General features: G+C 68.7%; 22 protein-coding genes. 9 read left to right on the top strand and 13 right to left on the bottom strand.

Annotated features, from left to right (window positions below):
* The first annotated feature begins 186 nt into the window (after window positions 1–186).
* Genes AC3WVS_RS15090 through AC3WVS_RS15080 form a run of 3 tightly spaced genes read left to right on the top strand, consistent with a single transcriptional unit; the run spans window position 187 to window position 2,470 of the window.
* A complete protein-coding gene (locus tag AC3WVS_RS15090) occupies window positions 187–480 on the top strand; it encodes a DUF3649 domain-containing protein (RefSeq protein WP_492319305.1) in 294 nt (97 codons plus the stop codon).
* Complete coding sequence (locus AC3WVS_RS15085; protein WP_492319304.1) at window positions 480–2,123, top strand: PepSY-associated TM helix domain-containing protein; 1,644 nt, start codon at window positions 480–482, stop codon at window positions 2,121–2,123. The genes AC3WVS_RS15090 and AC3WVS_RS15085 overlap by 1 nt, the downstream gene beginning before the upstream one ends.
* Window positions 2,120–2,470 (top strand): DUF3325 domain-containing protein, encoded by a 351-nt coding sequence (locus AC3WVS_RS15080; RefSeq protein ID WP_492319303.1) that lies wholly within the window; start codon window positions 2,120–2,122, stop codon window positions 2,468–2,470. The genes AC3WVS_RS15085 and AC3WVS_RS15080 overlap by 4 nt, the downstream gene beginning before the upstream one ends.
* 19 nt (window positions 2,471–2,489) lie before the next feature.
* On the opposite strand, the gene AC3WVS_RS15075 is transcribed toward AC3WVS_RS15080, so the two are convergent.
* The 3 genes from AC3WVS_RS15075 to AC3WVS_RS15065 form a co-directional block, all read right to left on the bottom strand.
* Window positions 2,490–2,915 (bottom strand): PRC-barrel domain-containing protein, encoded by a 426-nt coding sequence (locus AC3WVS_RS15075; protein ID WP_492319302.1) that lies wholly within the window; start codon window positions 2,913–2,915, stop codon window positions 2,490–2,492.
* A 199-nt stretch (window positions 2,916–3,114) separates the two neighbouring features.
* Complete coding sequence (locus AC3WVS_RS15070; protein WP_492319301.1) at window positions 3,115–4,218, bottom strand: porin; 1,104 nt, start codon at window positions 4,216–4,218, stop codon at window positions 3,115–3,117.
* Between the two features lie 423 nt (window positions 4,219–4,641).
* The gene (locus AC3WVS_RS15065) at window positions 4,642–5,559 is read right to left on the bottom strand and encodes a LysR substrate-binding domain-containing protein (protein WP_010814030.1); all 918 of its coding nucleotides are present in this window, start codon (window positions 5,557–5,559) and stop codon (window positions 4,642–4,644) included.
* A 188-nt stretch (window positions 5,560–5,747) separates the two neighbouring features.
* Between AC3WVS_RS15065 and AC3WVS_RS15060 the strand changes: the two genes are divergently transcribed.
* Window positions 5,748–6,770: a DUF1338 domain-containing protein gene (locus tag AC3WVS_RS15060; RefSeq protein ID WP_492319300.1), complete on the top strand. Its 1,023-nt coding sequence runs from the start codon at window positions 5,748–5,750 to the stop codon at window positions 6,768–6,770.
* Window positions 6,771–6,862: 92 nt separating this feature from the next.
* Here AC3WVS_RS15060 and fusA read toward each other — a convergent pair whose 3' ends face one another.
* A complete protein-coding gene (gene fusA / locus AC3WVS_RS15055) occupies window positions 6,863–8,968 on the bottom strand; it encodes an elongation factor G (RefSeq protein ID WP_492319299.1) in 2,106 nt (701 codons plus the stop codon).
* 292 nt (window positions 8,969–9,260) lie between these two features.
* Here fusA and AC3WVS_RS15050 point away from each other — a divergent pair, with 292 nt between their 5' ends.
* Window positions 9,261–9,890: a response regulator gene (locus AC3WVS_RS15050; RefSeq protein WP_492319298.1), complete on the top strand. Its 630-nt coding sequence runs from the start codon at window positions 9,261–9,263 to the stop codon at window positions 9,888–9,890.
* 68 nt (window positions 9,891–9,958) lie between these two features.
* Here AC3WVS_RS15050 and AC3WVS_RS15045 read toward each other — a convergent pair whose 3' ends face one another.
* A complete protein-coding gene (locus tag AC3WVS_RS15045) occupies window positions 9,959–10,732 on the bottom strand; it encodes a FadR/GntR family transcriptional regulator (RefSeq protein WP_492319297.1) in 774 nt (257 codons plus the stop codon).
* A gap of 155 nt (window positions 10,733–10,887) precedes the next feature.
* Here AC3WVS_RS15045 and gudD point away from each other — a divergent pair, with 155 nt between their 5' ends.
* The 3 genes from gudD (at window position 10,888) to AC3WVS_RS15030 (ending at window position 14,447) form a co-directional block, all read left to right on the top strand.
* Entirely contained in the window at window positions 10,888–12,243 is a 1,356-nt protein-coding gene (gene gudD, locus AC3WVS_RS15040) for a glucarate dehydratase (protein ID WP_492319296.1), read from the top strand.
* Between the two features lie 82 nt (window positions 12,244–12,325).
* A complete protein-coding gene (locus AC3WVS_RS15035; RefSeq protein ID WP_492319295.1) occupies window positions 12,326–13,348 on the top strand; it encodes a Bug family tripartite tricarboxylate transporter substrate binding protein in 1,023 nt (340 codons plus the stop codon).
* A gap of 100 nt (window positions 13,349–13,448) precedes the next feature.
* A complete protein-coding gene (locus AC3WVS_RS15030; protein ID WP_492319294.1) occupies window positions 13,449–14,447 on the top strand; it encodes a Bug family tripartite tricarboxylate transporter substrate binding protein in 999 nt (332 codons plus the stop codon).
* A 167-nt stretch (window positions 14,448–14,614) separates the two neighbouring features.
* Here the strand turns inward: AC3WVS_RS15030 and AC3WVS_RS15025 are convergent, their stop codons facing one another.
* The gene (locus AC3WVS_RS15025; protein WP_492319293.1) at window positions 14,615–16,141 is read right to left on the bottom strand and encodes an aldehyde dehydrogenase (NADP(+)); all 1,527 of its coding nucleotides are present in this window, start codon (window positions 16,139–16,141) and stop codon (window positions 14,615–14,617) included.
* A gap of 103 nt (window positions 16,142–16,244) precedes the next feature.
* The gene (gene kdgD, locus AC3WVS_RS15020; RefSeq protein ID WP_492319292.1) at window positions 16,245–17,159 is read right to left on the bottom strand and encodes a 5-dehydro-4-deoxyglucarate dehydratase; all 915 of its coding nucleotides are present in this window, start codon (window positions 17,157–17,159) and stop codon (window positions 16,245–16,247) included.
* Between the two features lie 410 nt (window positions 17,160–17,569).
* Here kdgD and AC3WVS_RS15015 point away from each other — a divergent pair, with 410 nt between their 5' ends.
* Window positions 17,570–18,550 carry a DedA family protein/thiosulfate sulfurtransferase GlpE gene (locus tag AC3WVS_RS15015; protein WP_492319291.1) on the top strand — a complete coding sequence of 327 codons (981 nt, stop codon included), beginning with the start codon at window positions 17,570–17,572 and terminating at the stop codon, window positions 18,548–18,550.
* Between the two features lie 25 nt (window positions 18,551–18,575).
* Here the strand turns inward: AC3WVS_RS15015 and AC3WVS_RS15010 are convergent, their stop codons facing one another.
* The 6 genes from AC3WVS_RS15010 to AC3WVS_RS14985 form a co-directional block, all read right to left on the bottom strand.
* On the bottom strand, window positions 18,576–19,532 hold the full coding sequence (locus AC3WVS_RS15010) for a DUF1177 domain-containing protein (RefSeq protein ID WP_492319290.1): 957 nt from the start codon (window positions 19,530–19,532) through the stop codon (window positions 18,576–18,578).
* Between the two features lie 58 nt (window positions 19,533–19,590).
* Window positions 19,591–20,751: a porin gene (locus tag AC3WVS_RS15005; RefSeq protein ID WP_492319289.1), complete on the bottom strand. Its 1,161-nt coding sequence runs from the start codon at window positions 20,749–20,751 to the stop codon at window positions 19,591–19,593.
* Window positions 20,752–20,884: 133 nt separating this feature from the next.
* A complete protein-coding gene (gene pepE / locus AC3WVS_RS15000; RefSeq protein WP_492319288.1) occupies window positions 20,885–21,640 on the bottom strand; it encodes a dipeptidase PepE in 756 nt (251 codons plus the stop codon).
* A gap of 44 nt (window positions 21,641–21,684) precedes the next feature.
* Complete coding sequence (locus AC3WVS_RS14995; protein ID WP_492319287.1) at window positions 21,685–22,878, bottom strand: aminotransferase class V-fold PLP-dependent enzyme; 1,194 nt, start codon at window positions 22,876–22,878, stop codon at window positions 21,685–21,687.
* Window positions 22,879–22,945: 67 nt separating this feature from the next.
* A complete protein-coding gene (locus tag AC3WVS_RS14990; protein WP_492319286.1) occupies window positions 22,946–24,553 on the bottom strand; it encodes an OPT/YSL family transporter in 1,608 nt (535 codons plus the stop codon).
* Between the two features lie 64 nt (window positions 24,554–24,617).
* Complete coding sequence (locus AC3WVS_RS14985) at window positions 24,618–25,331, bottom strand: IclR family transcriptional regulator (RefSeq protein WP_492319285.1); 714 nt, start codon at window positions 25,329–25,331, stop codon at window positions 24,618–24,620.
* Window positions 25,332–25,493 lie beyond the last annotated feature (162 nt).

The raw sequence follows: 25,493 nt of genomic DNA, 5'->3' as shown, positions 1-25,493 counted from the left end.
GGCGCAATGTACGACCTTGAGGTCAGTAATGAGAATTGTTATCATTCTTAACGATTTCTTGCCCCGGTCCTGCGCCATGTATCGACTTTCCTCCCGCCATCGACGCCCCGTCTCCGGCATGCCGCTGCAGTCAGCCTCAGCCGTGACGGCCGGCCTGGCCTGCGGCGCAGCACTGCGCGTGCCGGCATGAGCCAGGCCCACGCGTCCGGCTGGCGCTATCGCGCCGGGGTAGCCTCGCGCGCGGTCGCGGCCATTGCTGGCGGCTACGCGCTGGCGGCGTTGGCCACCGCGGCCCTGTCCGTGTGGCTGCCGATGGCGCGGCCCGATGCCGTGACCACGGCCACGCTGCTGTCCTTTGCGATCTATGCCGCGGCGGTGGTCTGGGTCTTCGCGGTGCGCAGCGCGTGGCGAGCCTGGGCCGGGCTGGCGCTGCCGGCAGCGCTGCTGTTGGCGCTACTGGCCGTGGGACGGGGCGGCTGATGCGCGCGGGTTTCAGGCAGTCGATGGCATGGCTCCATACCTGGAGTGGCCTGCTGGTGTGCTGGGTGTTGCTGCTGATGTTCTGCGGCGGCACCGCCAGCTATTTCAAGGAAGAGATCTCGCTGTGGATGCGGCCCGAGCTGCATCGCACCGCGCCCGCCGCCGAGGTGCCGGCCGCGCAGGTGGCGCAGAACGCGGTGCGCTACCTCAGCCGGCAGGCACCGGATGCCGCGCGCTGGTTCATCACGCTGCCCGACGATCGGCGCCAGGCCGCCACCGTGCGGTGGGTCTACAAGCCGGGCCAGGCGCCGCGCGACGCCGACGGCAAGCCGCGCCGGTTCGACAGCCGCTTGCTCGACCCGGCCACCGGCGCGCCGCTGCAGGCCGCGCGCGAGACCCGCGGCGGCGAGTTCCTGTACCGGCTGCATTTCGACCTGCACTACATGCCGGCCAAGTGGGCGCGCTGGATCGCCGGCTTCTGCGCCATGTTCATGCTGGTAGCCATCGTCAGCGGCGTCATCACGCACCGGCGCATCTTTGCCGACTTCTTCACGTTCCGGCGCGGCAAGGGCCAGCGATCCTGGCTCGATGCGCACAATGCGCTGGCGGTGCTGGCGCTGCCGTTCCACCTGATGATCACCTACACCGGGCTGGTCACGCTGCTGTTCATGTATATGCCCTGGGGGATCGAGGCCGCCTACCGCGGCGGCGAGCGCGCTTTCCAGGCCGAGGCGATGCTACGTCCGCGGCCAGCCAGCTCAGCGGGCACGCCCGCCGCGCTGGCAAGCGTGGCAGACATGGTGGCGCAGGCGGAACGACGCTGGCAGGGGGCCGCGCCGGGGCGCATCACCGTGAACCTGCCGGGCGATGCCAATGCCACCGTGGCGCTGACCCGTGCCGAGCCGCCTACGCTGGCACACGATGCGTCCACGCTTGAATTCTCCGGCACCAGCGGCGCCATGCTGCGCGCGTACGCAGAAGACAAGTCAGCGGCAGAGCTGACGCGCAGCGTCATGACCGGCCTGCATATCGCCGGCTTTGCTTCACCAGGCCTGCGCGCGCTGTTCTTCCTGTGCGGTCTTGCCGGCACCGCCATGGTGGCTACCGGGGCGATCCTGTGGGCGGTACGCACGCGCCAGCAGCAGGCCAAGGCGCTGGCTGCAGGGGCACGCCCCAGCGCTGGCCTGCGCCTGGCCGAGGCGCTGAACATCGGCGCCATCGCCGGCCTGCCGATTGCCTTTGCCAGCTACTTCTGGGCCAACCGCCTGTTGCCGGTGGAACTGGCGCAGCGGCCCGAGGCGGAGATCCGCTGGTTCTTCATCGCCTGGGCCGCCAGCGCGCTGCTGGCGCTGCTGCGCCCCGCGCGCGGCATGTGGCGCGCGCAGTTGTGGGTGGGGGCGGCGCTGTTCGGGGGCGTCCCGGTGCTCAATGCCCTGACCACCGGATCGCACCTGGGCGTGACCTTGCTGCAGGGACGCGGGCCGGCGGCGGTGGCTGGCTTCGACCTGGTGACGCTGGCGCTCGGCATCGCGCTGGCAGCCGCGGCCTGGATGGCCGGACGCAGGCAGCCGGCACCGCGGCGCACGTTGCGCCAGCCGCAGAAGGTGGCCGAAGTGGCTGCCGTCAAGCAGGAGCCCGCATGAATATGCTGGCTGCCTTCGCACTGTCGCTGTCAGGATTCGCCGCACTGGCGCTGTCGCTCGACCGCCACCATGCCGATATCCATGGCCGCGGCAGCATGCCGTCGCGGCGCGCCGTGGCCGGGCTGCGCGCGGCGGGTGCCGGCGCGCTCGCGCTGGCCTGGTCGCTCCATGTTGCTGCCGACGGCGGGCCGCTGGGAACGGTGTCGTGGCTTGGCACGCTGACCGCCAGCGCGTTTGCCGTGGCGCTGGGCCTGTCCTATGCGCCACGCGCGGTGCAGCGCCTGCTGCCGGGCGTGGCGGGTATCGGCCTGGCCGCGCCGGCCGCGCGCTGGCTGCTTGCCACCTGAGCGTAGCCCCTGCGCAGGCCTACAGCGGCGGGGACACCCAGTACGGGTCACGGCCGTAGTATTCGTGCAGCGACTTGCCCCACTGGGGATCGGCCATGCTCGGCCAGCTGTCCTTGTTGAAGCCCGGTGCGGATTTGAGCCGGTCTGCCGTCACCGCAATCCGGAAGCATTTCTCGTCGGTGTCCATGACCAGTGCATTCCATGGGATGGCGTGCAGCGTGTCGCCGATGCCGAGGAAGCCGCCGGTGGTCAGCACCGCGTAGGCGATGCGGCCGTGCGGCACGTCCAGCATGATTTCGGAAATCTTGCCGACGTGTTCGCCATCGGATGAATAGGCCTTGGTGCCGTCAAGGCTCGATGCCGCCATCACTTCAGGGCCCGGGCCTTCGCCCACGCCTGAACCGATGATGGCCGCGCCTGCACTGGTGGGAGGTTGGTTCGGCATGCTGTGCTCCTTGTCGCAAGAGTTGGAATGCATGGCATGCGCAATGACCATGCCTGCGCCGTTTGTGGCGCAGTACGCATGGGGCTGAAGTTGCCGGCTGCCGCCGTGGTAATTCTTTCGTGCGGCATGGAAAAAAAGGCGCGTCAGCATGGCGCTGCGCGCCTTCCTGCAGCGGCACCCGGTGGAGCCGCCGCGATCCTCAGAAGTGATGCCGCATGCCAAGCATGACGCCCACGCGCGTGGTGCTGTCCACGCCCGCGGCGGGCGCGCCGGCCCAGTATTCGGTCTCGCGTCCGACCGCGCCGCCGCGCGCGTGCACGGCATCGGCTTCCAGGTACAGGCTGGTGCGCTTGGACAACGCATAGTCGGCCACCACGGCGATGCTGTCAGCGTTGCCGCTGCCCAGCAGCGCCGGCACGTCCTGGAACTGCGTAGTCACGTTGCCACCCTGCCAGTAGCGGTAGTAGGCGCCCGAGACGTGCAGCGCCGGCGTGAGCTGGTAACCGAGGCCGGCAAAGGCAATATTGAAGCGAGCGTCGCCCGCCGATTCGCGCCGGCCCATATGTCCGAGGTAGGCCGTGGCCTTGCCGAAAGCGTAGGAGCCGCCCACCGAGTAGTTGCGCACGGTGTTGCCGCCGTCGGCGCTCTTGCGCTGGTCATAGGCCGTGCCCAGCGCCAGCGCGCCCTGCTGGAACATCAGCCCGCCCCCCAGCGTGGTGCCGAGCGCCAGGCTGCCGGGCTGCTCGCCGGCGCCGTAGTCCAGCTGCAGCGTGAGCGGGCCTGCGGTCTTCTTGTAGACCACGCTGTTGTTGATGCGGTAGTCCTGGAAGAAGATGTCGCCGCCGATATACAGCGGGTCGGACCAGAAATTGCCCCAGCCCTGGTCCAGCGGATTGAAGGCCCAGCCAATATTGTTCAGCGCGTTGTACTGGCGCCCGAAGGTCAGGCTGCCCCAGTCGCCGGAAAGTCCCGCATAGGCCTGGCGCCCGAACAGCGCGTTGTAGCTGGAGCGGCCGTCGTCACTGCCGATGCCGGCCTCGAGCTGGAAGATGGCGTGGTTGCCGCCGCCCAGGTCTTCATCGCCCTTCAGGCCGAAGCGGCTGCCGACCATGCCGCCGGAGACCAGTGCGGCCTGGCCGTTGTGGTGGCCATCCAGGTTGGAGGTGTAGCGCACGGCGGAGCTGGCGATGCCGTACAGGGTCACGCCTGGCTCGGCGTGGGCGTTGGTGCCGGTGAGGGCGGCAAGGGCGACGAAAGGCAAAAGCCCGGCCGCCAGCAGCCAGTGGCTGGCTGTCTGGTTCATGGATTTCCTCCGGAAGTCCGAGCCGCCCCGGTGCTTGCAGCGCGCCGGCGCGGTTCCGTCAGGCCGATGGCCTGCGGGTTCCAGTCCCGCGCGGGGGCGCGCGGGTCGTCATCGGGCGCAGCGCAACGGATGCGCAGGGCCCGGGCGAAGGTCGAAGTGGGCGGCGATGCCTGGTTGGCGGCGAATGCCGGCAGTGTTGCCGGGCAAGCCTTGGGCAGCGCCGGTTGCCGGCGCCACGGGAGCGGCCCGAAGGCCATTGAGCGGGTTCGCCGGCGCCCGCTTCGGCAGTCATGGCGGCCAGGGCCGATATGACCGGGGAGGCATGTTCCGGGTCGTCCCGGGTGCGGCGAACAGGCGCTAGTTTACCTGCATTGCGCAAACGCCCCCGGAAAGTGCGTCATGGGGCGCAGCGAGGCGGCGCGATCAGTTGCCGGCAGCGGTGGCCGGCGCATCGCGCGACAGGCCCAGGATCCAGTTGCGGAAGGCCGCCAGCGCTTCGGATTCGGGCCGGCCCTCCGGATAAGCAAAGTAGTAGCCCTGCTGTTCGTCCAGCATGCCCGCCAGCGGGATCACCAGCTGGCCGGTCTGCAGCTCGCGCTCGATCAGCAGGCGCGGCGCCAGGCCGATGCCAAGCCCGGCCGTAGCGGCGGCCGTCATCATCGTGAACAGTTCGTAGCGCGGCCCGCGCGAGGCGGCCAGGTCATAGGCCCAGCCCTGTGCCGCGTACCAGTCGCGCCAGGCGTTGGCGCGCGTGCTCAGGTGCAGGTGGCGGCAGCGCGCCAGGCTGGCGGCGTCGGTCACGGGATGCCCGGCCAGGAAGGCGGGACTGCACACCGGCACCATGCCGCCTTCGCGGAAGATCACGCCGCCGCGCGTGCCGGGCCAGAACTGGTCGCCGAAATAAATCGCCGCGTCATAGGCGCATTCCTGGAACGAGAACGGCTGCGAGCGCGCCGCCAGGTTGACCGTCACATTGGGATGGCGCCGCGCAAAGTCCGGCAGGCGCGGGATCAGCCATTGGGTGGCAAAGGTGGGCACCACCGCCAGCTCCAGCGTGTAGCCCATGGCCCGGCCGGTGGTGATTTCCAGCGTGTCGCGCTGCAGGTGGTCCAGGTGCCGGCGAATGCGCGCGGCGTATTCGCGCCCGGTATCGGTCAGCTCCAGGCGCCGGCGCACGCGCGTGAACAGCGCCACGCCCAGGCGCTGCTCCAGCTGCGCCACCTGCCGCCCCACCGCGCTGTGCGTCAGCGCCAGCTCTGCCGCGGCGCGGGTAAAGCTGCCCAGCCGCGCCGAGGCCTCGAAGGCCTGCAGCGCGCCCAGGTTGGGGATGTCGTTTCTCATGGGACTGCGAGGGAAGGAAGGCTGACAGTATAAACAGCGGCGCCAGGCCGCACCGCTACCGCGGTCGTGCGCCGCACGCACAACGTTGTGCGCAATGCGCGCTTGTGCGCGCCATGGGGGTGCCCCTATCCTGCCCCGCGTATCGTCGCCAGCCCGGCTGCCATCCCAGTGTTCACCTGTTTGCGCCCATGACCTCCAATCTCTCCACGCTTCTCACCGCCAACGTCGGCGCCGCCCGCGCCGCGCAACTGCTCGCGCTGGTCACCTTGCCCGCGGATCTGCCGCAGGCCCCGCAGGGCCGCGCCAGCCGCGCGGAAATCGCCCAGGCCCTGAACATGGTGCTGTTCGGCGGCATCCTCGAGCGCGTGCCGAGCGGCCGCGCCTACACCGACGACGTTGCCGCCGCCGGCGGCAAGGTCACCTTCGACCACGGCGCGCTGCGCACGGTCAAGTGGCGCGACAACGGCGCGCTGCCCGAAGGCGAGGCCGCCTTCACCCGCATCCTGCGCCCGCTCGGCTACGTGCTCAACGGCACCTATCCGCTGGACCGCATCGGCATGACCGGCCGCTCATACGCGCATGCCGACGCGCCCGAGGACATCGCCCAGTTCTTCCTCAGCGAATTCCATCCGGAACGCTTCAGCGAAGCCTTCCGCGCCGCCGTCAGCCGCGTCACCGGCACCTCCGCCGACCCGCTCACGCCGCGCGCGCAGACCCTGCTGTGGCAGCTGGAGCGCGACGGCGCGCTGGACCTGGTTGACGGCGCCGAGCTGGTCGGCCTGCTGGTGCCATGCTTCGAGCGCCAGCACGCCACCCCGAGCCTCGCCGACTATGAAACCCTGCTCAGTGAATCGGCGGAGATGGCCTGGGTCGCCACCGAAGGCAACGCCTTCAACCACGCCACCGACCGCGTCGACGATGTGTTCGCGCTCGCCGAGCAGCAGAAGCAGCTGGGCCGGCCGATGAAGGACAAGGTGGAAGTCTCGGGCAGCGGCCGCGTCAAGCAGACCGCGTTCCGCGCGGATACGGTGCGCCGCGCCTTCGTCGGCGCGCACGGCGAGACGATGGAGCGGGACGTGCCGGGATCGTTCTACGAGTTCATCACGCGCGACCGCTTTGCCGATGAAGCGGCAGCGCCGCAGCGTTATGACCTGGGGTTTGATGCCGGGAATGCGCAGGGGATCTTCAAGATGACGGCGGCGGCCTGCTGATCGCGATCAAGGAGGAGGGCACGGGTGCGTGGATGCGCCGGCCCTCTGCCCCGGCCCCTCTCCCGCACGCGGAGGAGAGGAGCAAACCATTGTTACCCCCGCTTCGTCGATATCACCGCCTCAGCCACATTGGCCGGCGCCTCGGCATAGTGCTTGAACTCCATCGTGTACGTCGCGCGCCCCTGCGTCAGCGAGCGCAGCGTGGTGGAGTAGCCGAACATGGTTGCCAGCGGCACCTCGGCGCGCACGATCTTGCCGCCGCCACCGGCGATGTCTTCCATGCCGTGCACCATGCCGCGTCGTGACGACAGATCGCCCATCACGTTGCCGGTGAATTCCTCAGGCGTTTCCACCTCGACGGCCATCATCGGCTCCAGCAGGACGGGCCTGGCCCGGCGCATGCCTTCCTTGAACGCCATCGAGCCGGCCATGCGGAATGCGTTCTCGTTCGAGTCGACGTCATGGTAGGAGCCGAACACCAGCGTGGCCTTGATGTCGACGATCGGGTAGCCGGCCAGCACGCCTGACTGCAGGGTCTCGCGGATGCCCTTGTCCACCGCGGGGATGAATTCGCGCGGCACCACGCCGCCCTTGATGGCATCGACGAACTCATAGCCGCCGCCGTGCGGCATCGGCTCGAGGTTGAGCACCACGTGGCCGTACTGGCCGCGTCCGCCCGATTGCTTGATGAACTTGCCTTCCACGTCCTTGACCGGCTGGCGGATGGTCTCGCGGTAGGCCACCTGGGGCTTGCCGACCGATGCCTCCACGCCGAACTCGCGCCGCATGCGGTCGACCAGGATTTCCAGGTGCAGCTCGCCCATGCCGGAGATGATGGTCTGGCCGGATTCCTCGTCCGTGGTCACGCGGAAGGACGGGTCTTCCTGCGCAAGGCGGTTCAGCGCAATGCCCATCTTTTCCTGGTCGGCCTTGGTCCTGGGTTCCACTGCCTGCGAGATCACCGGTTCCGGGAAGCTCATGCGCTCCAGGATGATGACCTTGTCGGGGTCGCACAGGGTGTCGCCGGTGGTCGCTTCTTTCAGGCCGACGGCCGCGGCGATGTCGCCGGCGCGCACCTCCTTGATCTCCTGGCGCACGTTGGCGTGCATCTGCAGGATGCGGCCCAGGCGCTCGCGCTTGGCCTTGACCGGGTTGTAGACGGTGTCGCCGGATTTGACCACGCCGGAATAGACGCGGAAGAAGATCAGCTGGCCGACAAAGGGGTCGGTCATGATCTTGAACGCCAGCGCGGCAAAGGGCTCGTCGTCGTTGGGATGGCGTTCGGCTTCGCGGTCGTCTTCGGTGTGGCCCAGGATGGCCGGCACGTCGGCGGGCGAGGGCAGGTAGTCGATGACCGCGTCCAGCATGCTCTGCACGCCCTTGTTCTTGAAGGCGCTGCCGCACAGCATCGGCACGATCTCGTTGGCGATGGTGCGCTTGCGCAGGCCGCGCTTGATCTGCTCCTCGGTCAGCGGCTCGCCCGACAGGTACTGGTTGAGCAGCGTCTCGTCGGCCTCGGCGGCGGCTTCGACCATCTTGTCGCGCCATTCCTGTGCGGTCGCCAGTAGCTCCGCCGGGATGTCCTGGTAAGCAAAGCGCACGCCCTGGCTGGCATCGTCCCAGACGATGGCCTTCATCTTGACCAGGTCGACCACGCCCTGGAAATGGTCCTCGGCGCCCAGCGGGATCTGGATCGGCACGGCGCGGCCCTTGAGGCGGTCGGCGATCTGCGTCTGCACGCGGAAGAAGTCGGCGCCGACGCGGTCCATCTTGTTGACGAAGGCAATGCGCGGCACCGCGTACTTGTTGGCCTGGCGCCAGACCGTCTCGGACTGTGGCTGCACGCCGCCGACGGCGTCGTAGACCATGCAGGCGCCGTCAAGCACGCGCATGGAGCGCTCGACTTCGATGGTGAAGTCGACGTGTCCCGGCGTATCGATGATGTTGATGCGGTGTTCGGGGTAGTTGCCGGCCATGCCTTTCCAGAAGGCAGTGGTGGCGGCCGACGTGATGGTGATGCCGCGCTCCTGCTCCTGCTCCATCCAGTCCATGGTGGCCGCGCCATCGTGCACTTCGCCCAGCTTGTGGTTGACGCCCGTGTAGAACAGGATCCGTTCGGTCGTCGTGGTCTTGCCGGCGTCGATATGCGCGCTGATGCCGATGTTGCGGTAGCGCTCGATGGGGGTCTTGCGAGGCACAGTGTTCTCCATGGATGAAACACGCTGGAATAGAGTAGCACCACTGGCTGTTTGCCGTTGTCCCTGCCGTGCGCAGGGGCACACCGCCGCGGCCCGGTGCTCCGGCATGAGCGCGTGTCTGAGGCGGGCCTAGGATTCGGCCTCATGCGAAACCGATTTCTCCCATCCTGCCAGCGTCCGCGGCTCCCTATACTGGCGCAGCGTCGCGCCCCGCGTGTTGATCGCCCTGCCATCCCATGCCCGGGCAGAATGCGCGCCGTCGCCGATGCGTTCCCGGACTACGAAGCCACGCATGACAACCATCCTGATCGTTGACGACCATCCGGCGATGCGGCTGGTGCTCAGGCACCATCTGCTGCAGCTGCTTGGCGTAGACGAGGTGATCGAAGCAGACAACGGACAGTGCGCCATCGAGCTGGTGCGCGCGCGCACGCCGGACCTCGTGCTGCTCGACCTGGACATCCCGCGCTCCAGCGGGCTGGATGTGGCGCCGCGCCTGCGCGCGATCCATCCGCAGGTGCGCATTCTGGTGGTGACGGCGCTGGACCCGGCGGTGTTCATCAGCCGCTCATGGCAGGCCGGTGCGCAGGGCTTCGTCAGCAAGACCCAGGACATCAAGGAAATCCTGCGTGCGGTCGAGGCGGTGCTGGCGGGCTATACCGTGTTCCCGATGCTCAGCCGCGGCGGCGCGCCGCGCCAGGCCATGTCGGCGGATGAGGAGATCCTGCGGCGCCTTTCCGACAAGGAACTGGTAGTGCTGCAGATGCTGGCGCGCGGCATGTCCTACAAGGCCATCAGCGCCAGCCTCTTTATCAGCAACAAGACCGTCAGCAGCTACAAGGCACGCATCATGGGCAAGCTGCAGGTCTCGTCCCTGGTGGAGCTGGTGGACTTTGCGCGGCGTTGCCGGCTGACCCCTTAATTCCTGGTCGTTATCATTAGACATCGTATGACTTGGCGGGCGCACCACACCCAGTGCGGGTGCGCCGCTCAGCCCTGGGCACCGGCCGGCGCCGAGGCCTTGCGCAGCCGTTCGCGGCTGTTGGTCAGGTGCATGCGCATGGCGGCCTTGGCCCCGTCGGGGTCGCGGCGCTCGATCGCGTCGTAGATGTTCTCGTGCTCGATGCTGACGCGGTCCAGGTACTGCTCGCGCTCGGGCGTGCTGACCTGCAGGCGGCTGCGCGGGATCACCATGGTGCCCAGGTGGCCCATGATGTCGGTGAAGTAGCGGTTGCCGGTGGCGCGTGCAATCGCCAGGTGGAAGGCAAAATCGCTCTCCACGGCGTCGTTGCCGGCGCCGGCACTGCGCTTGAGCTCGTCCAGCGCCTGGCGCATCGCGGCCAGCTGCGCGTCGGTGCGGCGCGACGCGGCCAGGCCCGCGGCCTCGGCCTCAAGGCTGACGCGGAATTCCAGCATCGCCATCACATCCATGGCCGTGCCCAGCGCGTCCGGCCCGATGCGGAAGGGCGAGGGTACCTCGGCCGCGCGCGCCAGCACGAAGGTGCCGATGCCGTGGCGCGTCTCGACCAGGCCGCTGGCCTGCAGCCGCGACAGCGCCTCGCGCACCACGGTGCGGCTGACCCCCATCGACGCCATGATCTCCGACTCGGTCGGCAGCTTGTTGCCGGGCTTGAGCTGGCCCTGGCGGATTTCTTCGCCAAGGGCTTGCACCACTTCTTCGGCAAGCGTGCGTCCGCGGCGGCGCAGCGGCGCTTGCGGCGCAGAAACGGGCGGAACGGACTGGGCGGAGGTGGAGTTCGGCATGGTGGATACGGGCGGGGTTTCCCGGACTTGACCGGTTCGAGATGGCCTCATTATACTGGGTTATCAGTCATACGATGACAGATAACATACGCGATGTGATGGTCCGGGTGAACGATACTGCGCCTGCCATCGGAAATGCCGGAGACAACCCAGAGATGACCCCAACCGCCGCCCCCATGGCGTCCGCCCACACCCCGGTCGTGACCGAACTGACCGTGGTGCCCGTGGCCGGGCATGACAGCATGCTGATGAACCTGTCCGGCGCCCATGGCCCGTGCTTCACCCGCAATATCGTGATCGTGCGCGACAGCGCCGGCCACACCGGCGTGGGCGAGGTCCCGGGCGGCGAGGGCATCCGCCAGACGCTGGAAGACGCGCGGCCGCTGCTGGTGGGCCAGCCCATCGGCCAGTACCAGTCCATCCTGAACCGCGTGCGCGCGGCATTCGCCAGCCGCGACGCCGGCGGCCGCGGCCTGCAGACCTTTGACCTGCGCATCACCATCCATGCCGTGACGGCACTGGAGGCGGCGCTGCTCGACCTGCTCGGCCAGCACCTCGAGGTGCCGGTGGCCGCACTGCTCGGCGAAGGCCAGCAGCGCGACGCCGTGGAGATGCTCGGCTACCTGTTCTATATCGGCGATCGCCAGCGCACCACGCTGGACTACCGCACCGAGCCTGATGCCGACAACGCGTGGTTCCGCCTGCGCAATGAAGTGGCGATGACGCCCGAGGGCGTGGTGCGCCTGGCCGAAGCCGCTTACGAGCGCTATGGCTTCAACGACTTCAAGCTCAAGGGCGGCGTGCTGAGCGGCGACGAAGAGATGGAAGCGATCCTGGCGCTGGCCGAACGCTTCCCCAAGGCGCGCATCACGCTGGATCCCAACGGCGCCTGGTCGCTGGCAGAGGCCGTGCGCCTGTGCCGCGACAAGCGCGGCGTGCTGGCCTATGCCGAGGACCCGTGCGGCGCCGAAGACGGCTATTCCGGGCGCGAGATCATGGCCGAGTTCCGCACCGCCACCGGCCTGCCCACCGCCACCAACATGATCGCCACCGACTGGCGCCAGATGGGGCACGCGGTGCGGCTGCAGTCGGTCGACATCCCGCTGGCGGACCCGCACTTCTGGACCATGCAGGGCTCGGTGCGCGTGGCGCAGATGTGCGCCGAATGGGGCCTGACCTGGGGCTCGCACTCGAACAACCACTTCGATATTTCGCTGGCCATGTTCACCCACGTGGCGGCCGCCGCGCCGGGGCGCGTCACCGCCATCGACACGCACTGGATCTGGCAGGACGGCGAAAACCTGACCCGCAACCCGCTGCGGATCGAAGGCGGCCTGGTGCAGGTGCCCAAGACCCCGGGCCTGGGCGTGGAGCTCGACATGGATGCCCTGGCGCGCGCGCACGAGCTGTACCAGCGCAAGGGCCTGGGCGCACGCGACGATGCCGCGGCGATGCAGTTCCTGATCCCCGGCTGGAAGTTCAACAACAAGGCGCCCTGCATGGTGCGCTGACGCAGTACCGGCAACGCCCAACCGGCCGCTGCCGTGATCGGCACGGCCGGCTCATCTGATAAAGACACTGCAGGAGACAACGATGTACACGTTCCAACGCCAGCGCGCCCCGCGCCTGCCTCACTGGCTGCGCGCCTTTGCGCTCGGCTCTGTCGTCACGGTGGCGGCCCTGACCGTCAGCGCCGCCGCATACGCCGCGCCACAGGACTGGCCGCAACGCCCGGTATCGGTGGTGGTGCCGTTCCCGCCGGGCGGCTCCAGCGACGCCATCGCGCGCATGCTGACCGTGCCGCTCAATGAAAAGCTGGGCCAGCCCTTCATCATCGACAACCGCCCCGGCGCGACCGGCGCTATCGGCGCCACCTTCGTCAAGCGCGCGCCAGCGGACGGCTACACCATGATGGTGGCGTCGATCGGCGTGTACGCGGTGAACCCGTTCCTGCAGAAGAACCTGGCCTATGACCCGGCCAAGGACTTCGACCTGCTGACCGTGGCGGTGCGCGCGCCCAATGTGCTGGTGGCCAATCCGCAGTTCCCGGCCAACACGCTGCAGGAACTGGTGGCCTACATGAAGAAGAATCCGGGCAAGGTCAGCTTTGCCTCGTCCGGCGCAGGCTCGTCCGACCACCTGACCGCGGCGCTGTTCTGGCAGAAGAGCGCCACCGACGGCCTGCACGTGCCCTACAAGGGCGGCGGCCCGGCCATCTCCGACCTGCTTGCCGGCCAGGTCGACGTGTCGTTTCAGAACGTCAACGCCGTGCTGCAGCACATCCGCACCGGCAAGCTCAAGGCCATGGCGGTGACCTCCGACAAGCGCTCGCCGGTGCTGCCCAATGTGCCGACCATGGCCGAGGCCGGCGTGAAGGATGTGGAGGTGTACTCGTGGCAAGGCGTGGCCGCGCCGCGCGGCCTGCCGCCCGAGGTGAAGAGCCGCCTGCACGGCGCGCTGGTGTCGTCGCTGAACGACCCGAAGATGCGCCAGAAGCTGTCCGAGAGCGGCTTCGAGGTGGTGGCCAACACGCCCGAGCAGTTCAACCAGTTCGAGGCGCAGGAGCTGCAGCGCTGGAAGACCGTGATCGAGAAGGGCAAGATCGCGCTGGACTGAAGCCATCGCACTGAACCCATACACTGCAGCACAGAACGCGCCGGGCATGCACGCATCGCGTGCCGCGCCGGCGCTCGCGTCATCGACAGGAGACAACAGCATGACCCAGGGACGCCGCACCTTCCTCAAGCAATCCTCCGCACTGGCCGCCGGTCTGGCAGCCGGTCCGCTCGCGGGCCTGTCATCGGCTGCGCACGCCGCGCAGGACTGGCCCACCCGCCCGATCCGCCTGGTGGTGCCGTACACCGCCGGCGGCTCGTCGGACATCATCGCGCGCCTGATCAGCAAGCAGCTGGGCGAGGCGCTGGGCCAGTCGGTGGTGGTGGACAACCGCCCCGGTGCCAACGGCAACGTCGGCGCGGCACTGGTCGCGCAGGCCACCGACAACCACACGCTGATGCTGTGCGATATCGGCGCGCTGGCGATCAGCCCGTCGGTCTATACCAAGCTGACCTTCAATATCGCCAAGGACCTCAAGCCGGTGTCGATGCTGGCCTACTCGCCGCACCTGCTGGTGGTGCATCCGTCGGTGCAGGCGGCCAGCGTGAAGGAACTGGTGGCGCTGTCGCAGCGCAGCCAGCTCAACTTTGCCGTGACCGCCATCGGCAGCGCGCCGCACCTGGCCGGCGTGGCGGTGGAGCAGGCCACCGGCGCCAAGTGGCAATACGTACCCTACAAGGGCGGCTCGCAGGCCATTGCCGATACCGTGGGCGGCAGCGCCCAGGTGCTGATGAACGGCATGCTGGCCACGCTGCCGCACGTGCAGTCGGGCAAGCTCAAGCTGATCGCCCAGTCCAAGCGCACGCGCATGCCGCTGCTGCAGAACGTGCCGACCATCGCCGAGCAGGGCGTGCCGAATTTTGAATCCGGGACGTGGCAGGGCGTGATGGCTCCGGCCAGCATGCCCGATGCAATGGTGGCGCGCCTCAGCGGCGAGTTGATCCGCATCATCCGCGCGCCGGATCTGCGCGCGCAGCTGGTGGCCCAGGGGGCGGAGGTGGTGACGATGACGCCCGGGGAGACCGGGAAGTTCTTTGTTGCCGAGCAGGCGCGATGGGCGGGGGTGGTGAAGCAGGCGGGGATCAAGCTGGAGGCTTGATCTGGGGCTAGCGGGCCGTAGCTGGTTCTTCGCAGATTTGCGGGGTGTTTTTGTTGTTGCCAAGGGCGACAACCGACCGCATGGCAACAAGCCAAAGCAGGGCTTCCCAAATCTAGCGAAGACCCCCCAATAAGAAAAAGGCCCCGCGCACTGCGGGGCCTGCGCGATCAACCCTTCACCGCTTCCGGCAACAACGCCTGCGGCAGGTTCTGATAACAAACCGGCCGCAAGAACCGGTCAATCGCCGTCGCCCCCACCGAAGTCGAACGCGCATCCGAAGTCGCCGGGAACGGCCCGCCATGCACCATCGCATAGGCAACCTCAACCCCAGTCGGATAGCCATTGCACAGCACCCGCCCGGCCTTGCGTTCCAGCACCGGCAGCAGGCGCCGCGCGGCCGCGTGGTCGGCATCGTCGAGCTGCATCGTCGCCGTCAGCTGGCCTTCAAGCTGCCGCGCCACCGCCAGCATCTCTTCAAGATCGCGGCACACCACCAGCACCGTCGACGGCCCGAACACCTCGGCCTGCATCCGGTGATCCGCCATGAACTGCGCCGCGGTGGTCTCGAACATTACCGGCCGCCCCTGGTTGGCCCCGTTGCCGTCGACGCCATCGCCAATGCGTTGCAGGCCGTCGAGCGACGACAGCTGCGCCACGCCTTGCTCAAAGGCGGCGTGGATGCCGGGCGTCAGCATGGTCGCCGCCGGCTTGCCTTGCAGCGCGCCGAGCGCCGCGGCGCGGAACTTGTCGAGCGCGGGGCCTTCAATGCCGATCACCAGCCCGGGGTTGGTACAGAACTGGCCGACGCCCATCACCAGCGAATCTACCAGCTGGCGGCCGATGTCCTCGCCGCGCGCATCGAGCGCCGCGGGCAGCAGGAACACCGGATTGATGCTGCTCATCTCCGCATACACCGGGATCGGCTGCGGGCGGCGCTGGGCCGCCTGCATCAGCGCCAGGCCGCCGGCGCGCGAGCCGGTGAAGCCCACCGCCTGGATTGCCGGATGCGTGACCAGTGCCGTGCCGATGGCATTGCCCGCCCCGACCAGCAGCGAGAACACGCCTTCGGGCAGGCCCGCGTCCTGCACGGCCTGCTGGATCACGCGCCCCACCAGTTCCGACGTGCCCAGGTGCGCCGGGTGCGCCTTGACCACGACCGGGCAGCCCGCGGCCAGCGCCGAGGCAGTGTCGCCGCCGGCCACGGAGAACGCCAGCGGGAAGTTGCTGGCGCCGAACACTGCTACCGGACCGATGGCGATGCGCTGCATGCGCAGGTCCGGGCGCGGCGGGTTGCGCTCGGGCAGCGCGGGGTCGAAGGTAGCCTGCTGCCAGCGGCCTTCGCGCAGCACGGTGGCGAACAGGCGCAGCTGGCCGGCGGTGCGGCCGCGCTCGCCCTGCAGGCGCGCGATTGGCAGCGCGCTTTCCAGGTGGGCGCGTTCGATCAGCGTGTCGCCGAGCGCCTCGATGCCGGTGGCGATGGCTTCGAGCAAGGCCGCGCGCTGCTCTGGCGTGGTGTTGCGGTAGGTGTTGAAAGCGGCTTCGGCCAGCGCACAGGCGCGCTCGACCTCAGCCTGGCCGCCGCCATGGAAGTCAGGGCCCAGGGCTTCGCCGGTGGCGGGATTGATGGCCTGCAGCAGGGCTTCGGTGCCGCGCACGGCTTGCGTGCCGATCAGCATGTCGCCGGTGATGTGCATGGAAGGATTCCTTGTCAGCGTTTGGAACGGGAACGCCGGCCGGAGGGCAAGTGCCCCGCGGCCGGCCTGTCGATATGCAATGCGAGGACGGCTTGCTTGCTGCTTACTGCGGGCCGAGCTTGTTGACCAGCGCGCCCAGCATCTCCATCTCCTCGCCGGTCAGGTCGGTCAGCGGCGCGCGCACCGGGCCGCCGTCGTGGCCGACCAGTCGGGCGCCGGCCTTGACGATGCTCACGGCATAGCCGGCCTTGCGGTTGCGGATGGCCAGGTAGGGCAGGAAGAAGTTGTCTAGCAGGCGGCCCACGGTGTCGTGGTCATCCGCGGCGATGGCGCGGTAGAAGTCCATCGCGGTCTTGGGGATGAAGTTGAACACTGCCGACGAATACACCGGCACGCCCAGCGCCTTGTAGGCCGCGGCATAGACCTCGGCCGTGGGCAGGCCGCCGAGGTAGGAGAAGCGGTCGCCCAGCTTGCGGCGGATGCTGACCATGGCCTCGATGTCGCCCACGCCGTCCTTGAAGCCGACCAGGTTGGGGCAGCGCTCGGCCAGGCGCGCGAGTTGCGTCGCATCCAGCTTCGAGTTGGCGCGGTTGTAGACGATCACGCCGATATCCACCGACTTGCAGACCTGCTCCACATGGGCGGCGATGCCGTCCTGGCTGGCTTCGGTCAGGTAGTGCGGCAGCAGCAGCACGCCGGCCGCACCCAGGCGCTGGGCTTCCTGCGCGTAGGCGATGGCGGTGCGGGTCGGGCCGCCGGCGCCGGCCAGGATCGGCACCTTGCCGGCGCAGGTGCGCACGGCGGTGTCGACCACGGCCGAGTAATCCTGCGGCGTCAGCGAGAAGAACTCGCCGGTGCCGCCCGCAGCGAACAGCGCGGTGGCGCCGTACGGGGCCAGCCACTCCAGCCGCGCGGCGTAGGACTGCGGCGCGAAGTCGCCCTGGGCGTCGAAGTCGGTGATGGGGAAGGACAGCAGGCCTTCGGAGACGATTTGCTTGAGTTCGTTGGGTGCGAGCATTGCGGCAATCCTGAGCGGGCCAGTGGCCCCGGTGGCAGTGGCGGCTGACTACGGCGGTGCAGGTCAGCCGAGTTATCAGTCATCGTACGACAAGGTCCTGGCGAAGGCAATAGGGCTGGCGATCATTCGGGGTTAACCGGGATGCGGCCGGCGTTTTCGCTGGGAAGTCCTGCCGGCGAGCAAAAAAGGACAGAAACATGCAGTCAGGGGCACTTCAAGCATGGATGACGGCCGTCGTACCGTGGGTGAGCCCCGGTGGGGCAGGCGTGTGATGTTGTAGGACAACGTAAGTCGGAGTGGTTTCTGCCAGCGCGCCTGCCACTCAGGAAATTTGAAACACCCATGCAAAGCTGGCGGTGCACGGGCCCCCGGCGACTGGCACACTGGCATCCTGGACTGACGGGGAGAACATGGTGGGAGAGTTACAGGCCTTGCTGGAAAACCACGGGCTGATGCTGGTGTTCCTGAACGTGCTGGTCGAGCAGGCCGGGCTGCCGGTGCCGGCCTACCCGATGCTGTTCGTCGCCGGCGCGCTGGGCGTGCAGGAGACCGGGCCGTCGATCGGCGCGGTGCTGGCGGCGGTGATCTTCGCCTGCCTGATTGCCGATACCGGCTGGTACTTCGCCGGGCGCCGGCTGGGGCAGCCGATGCTGCGCACGATCTGCCGGGTATCGATTTCGCAGGACTCATGCATCCGCCAGACCCAGTCGCTCTATCTGCGCGTGGGGCCGCGCTCGCTGGTGATTGCCAAGCTGCTGCCCGGTGCCGGGGCCTTGTCTACCGCGATGGCGGGCATGACCGGCACGCCGTTGCCGGTGTTCCTGTTCTATGACGCCATCGGCGCGCTGGTCTGGGCCGGCAGCGGCCTGCTGATCGGCGTGGTGTTCAGCGATTTCATCGATGCCATCCTGGAGGCGTTCAGCGCCTACGGGCATATGGCCGTGGTGGGGCTGTTGGTGGCGTTCGCGCTGTTCCTGGCGTGGCGCTGGTGGCGCCGCTTCCGGCTGCTGCGCCGCACGCGGCGCGTGCCGCGCATGACGGTGGATGAGCTGGAAGCGCGCCGGCTCGCCGGCAGCCTGCCGGTGGTGATCGACGTGCGCGCGCACGGCGACACGCCGATGGAGCGCATCCCCGGCTCGGTGGTGCTCGACATGCAGGGCGCGCTGGACAGCCTGGACGCGCTGGGCGTGCCGCACGCCGGGGCCGACATCGTGGTCTATTGCGCCTGCCCCAATGAACTGTCCGCCGCGCTGCTGGCCGAGCGCCTGCGGGTGGCCGGCTACCCGAAGACCTGGGCGCTGGCCGGCGGCTTCGACGAATGGAAGCGGCGCCACGGCGGCACCGCCCCGACCGAGGCGGCCAACCAGCCAGGGCCGGCCGAAGCCGCCTGAACCTGCCAGGCCGCCGGCGCTGCGCTCAGCGCTTGCCCGCGGTCTGGAATACCGACAGGTCCGGGTAGGCCGCGCGGATCTTCTCCCACTCGGCGGCATTGAAGAACTGGCACTTGCCGGCGCCGAAGCGCTTGGACACCTCCACGCAGAAGCGCACGGCTTCGGCGATGTCGATCTCATGGTTGGCCGAGGTCGCGCTGCCCGACACCACCGACTGCGCCGTCACCGCCACGCCGACCACCGGCGCTCCGGTGGCCACGTGCGGCTGCATGATGCTGTTGAAGTGGTACAGGCCGTTGTGGTACGGCGTGATGTCCTGTTGCGAGATCGGGAAGGTCACCGCCGGGCAGCCGGTGGTGGACTCCATGGTCGCCACCAGGTCCGGCGCCACGCGCAGGATGTAGCCCTGCATCGCCGTCGGCGAAATCGCAAAGCCGCGGTGCTTGATGATGCTGTTGCCCTTGGACGCATCGATCGACAGGATCGCGTCCATCTCCGGCAGCACCTGGTAGTCGTTCATGGTGTCGGACGAAACCGGCATGCCCATGAACGGCACCGGGTCGTGCGGCTGCATCGAGACATTGGTCGACAGGTGCGTGGTCACGATCACGTCGCCCGCCAGGTGGTCGCCGCGCGCCTTCATCTGCGCCAGCTTGAGCGCCACCGCCAGGCAGCCGATCGGGCCGTCGGCGTCAGACACCAGCCCCACCAGTTCCGGGCGCGCGCCGATCGCGCCATTGCGGCCGATCACGCCCAGCGTCGGCGCACTGCCGCCGCCACGCTTGCCCGTGGTGCCGGGGATCACGATAGTGATGAAGTCGGTGGTGTTGGCCGTGTTCTCGGGCGGGGCGTTGTGGATCGTGGTCACTTCCACGCTCACGCCGGCGCCGGCATAGGGCGCGAACAGTTCGCTGACGACCGCACCGTTGGCGTGCGGGTTGTCCAGGGCTTCATGAATGACCAGCGTCTGCTGCAGGGCCATGGCTTTCTCCAAATGATGTGCCCTGCCCGCGCGGCGCGGGCAGGGCGTCTACAAAAAGTCAGAACTGGTGGCGCAGGCCGACCATCACCGTGGTCTGGCTGTCGCGCCCGTCCAGCGGCTTGCCGCTGCCGCCGGTCCAGCTGGTGGTGTTGTTGCCGAACAGGCCCGACCAGTCGCCGTGGACACGGTCGTAGGCCAGCGCCAGGTAGGCATCGGTGCGCTTGCTGAAGGCGTAGTCGGCGACCGCGTAGGCAGTGGTGCGGTTGCCGCTGAAGCCGTCGGCACGGGTGCGGTTGTGCATCACGCTGCCGATCAGCGTGACGTTGCCGGTGACCGGGTAGCTCGCGCCCAGCGTGAAGAAGTCGTCGTGGCGGCTGCCGCCGAAGACCGAGCTGATGGCGGCGCGGTTGGTCGGCGTGGCCGCGGTGGACATGCTGGTGATGGTGGCCGTGTCGGTGCCGCCCTTGGACGAATCGAAGCCCGCGTCGCGGTCGCTGTGGATGTAGTTGGCGAACAGGCTGGCGCGGCCGACCGCGGCCTTCAGGCCGGCCAGGTAGATGCGTGCTGCGCGGCTCTGGCTGTCGCGGGTCTGCTGGAAGTCGCCGACTGCGGTGATCGGGCCGGCCGCGTACCTCACGCCGAACGACATCGACGAGGTCGCGCGGGTGTTGCCCGCGGTTTCGCCCAGCGCATATTCGGCGATCACCGACACCGGACCGAAATTGCCGGTGTAGCTGACGGCGTTGTCGTAGCGCTGGCCGGTCAGGTAGACCATCCACGCATTGGACGGCGCCGCGCCCACGCCGAGCGGGTCGACGTAGTACAGCATGGTGTTGGCCGTGGTGTACTGCCGGCCCAGCGCCAGCTCGCCCCACTGGTTGCCGATCTTCACGTAGGCCTGGCGCCCGAACAGCTGGCCTTGCTGGTCCAGCCTGCCGGTGTCGGCCAGCAGGCCGTTCTCCAGCACGAAGCCGGCCTTCATGCCGCCGCCCAGGTCCTCGATGCCCTTCAGGCCGAAGCGGCTGCCCGACAGGAAGCCTTCGCCGCCCTGCTGCAGCCCGATCTGGGCATCGCCCGCGGGGTTGGAATGGGTCTGGTAGGTCAGCGCGGTGTCGATCACGCCGTACAGCGTCACCCCGGACTGCGCCATCGCGGCGGCCGGCAGGCCCAGCAGCAGCGGCAGTGCCAGGCGGGCGGCGTGGCGGATGGTGTGGCTCATCTTGTTTTCTCCTCCAAAGGGCAAAAGGGGGCCCGCGCGGGCGGCACGGCGCGGCCCGCGGGGCGGTTCTTCTTTGTTGTGCCCGGGGCAGGCCCGGGTCAGTGCGTCAGCGGCTCAGGGCAGTGCCGCCGGCTCAGGCAGCAAAGCCCGGCCAGTCCTGCATCCCGGCCGGACCGGTGATCTGCGACAGCGGGAAGGTCTCGCCTTCGCGAATCGTTTCGACCTTGCCTTCGGCCGGGAACCACAGCGCATGGCGCTCGCCCAGCACGGTGCCGCGGGTGCCGTCCGAGAACAGCGCCGAACCTTCCGGCAGCGCAAACACGTGCTCCGGCGCGTTGATGTGCAGGAACTCGGCCAGGCGCTCTTCGCGGCTTTCGCCGTTGTGGCCGGCGGGCTTGCCGCTGATGAAGTGCGGGTTGATCTGGAACGGCACCAGCCCCAGCGCGCGCAGCGACGGCGGCTGCACGATGGGCATGTCGTTGGTGGTGCGGATGGTCGGGCAGGCGACGTTGCTGCCCGCGCTCCAGCCTACGTATGGCGTGCCCGCGCGCACCCTGGCGCGGATCGCGTCGACGATGCCGGCGTCGTACATGCGCTTGAGCAGCGCAAAGGTGTTGCCGCCGCCGACCGCGATGGCCTCGGCCTGCTCCACGGCGCGCAGCGGGTCGGCGCTGTGGTGGATCGATTCCAGCGCGTAGCCCAGCGCCTCGAACACCGGCTTGACCATGCCTTCATAGGTGTCGAAGCTGAAGATCACGCCGGCGAACGGCACGAACAGCACCTTGCGCGGCTCGCGCCTGAGCAGCGTGTGGATCTGCTCGCCGGCGTGCTCGAGGTAGCCGAGGTTGTCCTTGCGCGAGCTGCTCATCAGGAGGATGCGTTGGGTCATGTCTTGGTTTCCGTCAGGAGAGTCTGGTGAAGTTCAATGCGGGATCAGGCGATCGCGGCGCGGATCAGCGCGGCCACGCGGTCGATCTCTTCATGCGTGTTGAAGTAGTGCAGCGAGACGCGCGCCATGGTGGACACGCCGTAGCGCGCCAGGATGGCGTCGGCCATGAAGTTGCCGGCCTCGATGATGCAATGCTGCGCTTCCAGCGCGGCGACGATGCGCGCCGGGTCCACGCCGCGCACATTGAACGGCACGATGCCGATGCGGTTGGCCACGTCGGCCGGGCCGTACAGCTCGAAGCCGGGGATCGACGCGAACTTCGCCACCGCGTACTCGGTCAGGTCGCGCACGCGCGCCTCGATGGCGTCGATGCCGATGGCGGCGGCGTAGTCGATGGCGGTGCCCATGCCGAGGATCGCCGGCACGACCGGGCAGCCAGCCTCGAAGCGCCTGGCGCCAGCGACCAGCGACAGCGCGCCGGTGGCGCGGTCATAGGCGCCGTTCCACCAGCCCACCAGCGCGGGCTCGACCTGCTCGATCAGCGCGCGGCGCACATACAGGAAGCCCGCACCCTCGGTCGCGCGCAGCGCCTTGCGGCCGCAGCCAGCCAGGAAATCGCAGTCCAGCTCGGCCACGTCCGAGCGCAGCATGCCCACGCTCTGCGCCGCATTGACCAGCGACAGCACGCCGTGGCGGCGCGCCACCGCGCAGATCTGCGCGGCCGGCTGCACCGCACCCGTCGAATTGGGCAGGTGCGAGAAGGTGAGTAGGCGCGTGCGCGGGGTGACGGCGGCCGCGAACGCCTCGGGCGCAAGCAGCCCTTCGGCATTGGCCGCGACCATCTTCACGACGATGCCGCGCGATTGCTCCAGTCGGCGCCAGGGCAGCAGGTTGCTCAGCATTTCGGTGTCGGCCACCAGCACTTCGTCGCCGGCGTTCCAGGCGATGCCGCGCGCGACGATCGAGATGCTCTCGGTGGCGTTCTTGGTGAAGGCGACTTCGTCGGCGGCGCAGTTGAGCAGCCCGGCCAGCTTGCCACGCACCGCTTCCACGCGCGCATAGGTCTCCTTGCGGAAGGCCGGCAGGTAGATGCCGACATGGCCGGTATCGAGCAGGTAGCTGCGCACGGTATCGAGCACCGCGTCGGGCGGCAACGAGGCCGCGGCGGTGTCGAGATAGATGGTGGAGGCCGTCAGCGGGGTGTCGGCGCGGATGGCCTGGATGGCTTGGATATCCATGGAACGTCTCGGGTAATGACAGGCGGGACGCGGCGGCCGCGCCCCGAGGTAAGACTCAGTTGCGCACTTACTTGCGCAGCTTGGTGACGGAGCCGAAGAAGCTGAACAGCGCGTCGCCGGCAATCACGCCGCCGGCAAAGGCGCTCATCTCGGCCACGTGCTTGTCGCCGCGCAGGCGCTGCAGCATGAAGCGGATCGCCAGGCCGGCCAGCACTGCCCAGCCGGCCAGCGGCGAGGCAATCAGCATGCCGGTGGAGAGCAGGATGCCGAGCTGGCGCCTGGAGCCGCCGATCAGCTGCAGCAGCGCGCCGGGGATGGCCCAGATCACCAGGTTGCGGGCAATCTCCGCCGACGAGCCCGCCTTGATCGAGGCCGCGTAGACGCGGTCCACCGGCGGGATCAGGTTTTGCGCGAAGAAGGTGCCGTGGAACACCAGCACCACCACCGCGGCCACCGCGAAGCCGATCATCGCGGCCAGGAACTGCTGCTTGCGCCCGGCCAGCTCGGCCTCCATGTCGCGGCCCTCGCCACGCAGCAGGTAGCCGGTCTTGAGGTCATAGCCCATGTCGGCAAAGGCCGGGCCGGTGGCGGCGGAGAAGCCCACCAGCACCGCCAGCGCCGTCGGCGGGAAGCCGATCAGGATGCCGATGGTCAGCGTGATCAGCGCCACCGCGAAGGCCGGGAACCAGCCCGAATGCATCGCCGCGATGCCGACGATCAGCTCATGCACATAGGCGGCAAAGGCGGCATAGAGCACGAACACCACCAGCATGCCCAGCGACATGTCAGAGACATGGCCGGCCAGCACCGAGATCAGCAGCGCAATCGCCAGGTAGATCAGGAAGCCGCCCGACAGGATGCGGCTGGCGCGCGAGGCCGGGACTTCGATGGTGCCCGTGTCCACGGCCGGGGCATGGCGCGCGCGGCGGATTTCATTGGCGACCTGGAACAGCGCGACGATGCCCGCGCCGATCATCAGGCCGTGCGGGATATAGGCGCGGGCGATGTCGATGCCGGTCAGCGCCACCGAATAGCCACGCACCAGCAGGCCGATGCCGAACATGGTCAGTGCCGCCAGGTTGCCCAGGAAAGCGGCGCCGAACGCGGACATCGGCACGCCCAGCCAGGCGCCGCCCACGCCCACGGCAATGCCGAGGCCCAGGAACGCGGCCTTGCGCCCGCCGCGGTCGCCGGCCCAGATGGCCTCGGCCGTGGCGATGCCGGCCGGCCAGGTGCCGGTGGCGGGGAAGATCTTGCTGCCGAAGAGGAAGTACAGCATGGCGCCGTCGACGAACATGGCGATCACCGCGCCGATCAGCATCGGCGTGGCCAGTTCCGGCATGCCCATCGCGTAAGGCACGCCGATCGGGATCATCAGCGAGTTGGCGGCGCCGAAGGTGGCCGACGAGATTGCCGTCTGCACCAGGTTCTGCCGCTCCAGCACGCGGAAGCGCCGCGTGATCTCGAGCGGGATGCGCGAGAACACGATCGCGATCAGCGCGCCGATGATCGAGGTGTTGGCCGAGATCCCCAGCGACACGATCAGCTGCATGCCGATCATGGCGCCGAATACCGACAGTCCCACGGAGACCAGCAGCAGCAAGGGCTCCATGAAGCGTGTCCGTGTTGCAGGCTGCGCCGCCATCGGCGCGTTCAGTTGTGTTGGCATGGTCATGTTGTCCACCGCTCCCCGTAGTGTTGTCTGGTTTTGTCTGTTGTGTGTGATGCCTGGCGCGCGCTCAGCGCATGAAACCCGCCACCGGGCCGATGGTGTTGCGCGCGGTGCGCAGCGCCTCCAGCAAGCGCGGCACCGCCTCAGGCGTCAGGCGCTGCAGCGGGCCGGCGATGGCCAGCGATCCCACCACCGCCCGGCTGTCGCGGTGGCGCAGCGGCAGCGCCAGCCCGGCCACCGTGGCGGCGGATTCCTCGCAGGTGTAGGCCCAGCCGTCGGCGCGGATCTGCGCCAGCCGTGCTTCCGGCTCGGGCGCGTCGCCCGTTACCTGGCGCCGGAACGCTTCCGGCTGGAATGCCAGGATGGCCTTGGCGTGCGCGCCGGCGTCCAGCGTGAAGCGCTGGCCCACTTCGATCGAAAAGCGCAGCTGGTGCTGGCTCTGGGCGATATCCGTGCACAAGCCCTCGCCACCGTCCAGCCACGACAGGAACACGGTCTCGCCGCATTCGCGCGCCAGTGCTTCCAGCGCCGGTTGCACCACCTCGGCCGGCGAAAACGTCTTGCGCATCACTTGTCCCAGCTCGAACCAGCGCAACCCCAGGCCGTAGCGGCCAAGCGCGTCTTGCACCAGGAAGCCGTTGGCGGCAAAGGTCGCCAGCACGCGGTGCACCACGGCGTGGTGCACGCCGCTGTGGCGCGCCAGTTCGCGCACGCCCCAGCTGGGCTGGCGGGCGGTGAAGTGGGTCAACAGCGCCAGGGCGCCGTCCAGGGTCTTGAGCATGGCGGGGTGGTTGCGTCGACTGCTGTTGTCTCTGTATAAGAGACAACGTCTCTTATACAGAGAAATGCTAGGCCTCGTCCCGGCTCTCAACAATCAGGGTTAACGCGGGGCTGGCTGGCGGCGCCGGGCGAGTGCCGGCGGCGGCAACGGCGGAGCGCCGCC

The sequence above is a fragment of the Cupriavidus sp. CPT47-8839-RL05A genome (genome assembly GCF_058792255.1).
Note: the sequence above shows the minus strand (reverse complement) of the source record. Positions and strands in the feature narration are given on the sequence as shown.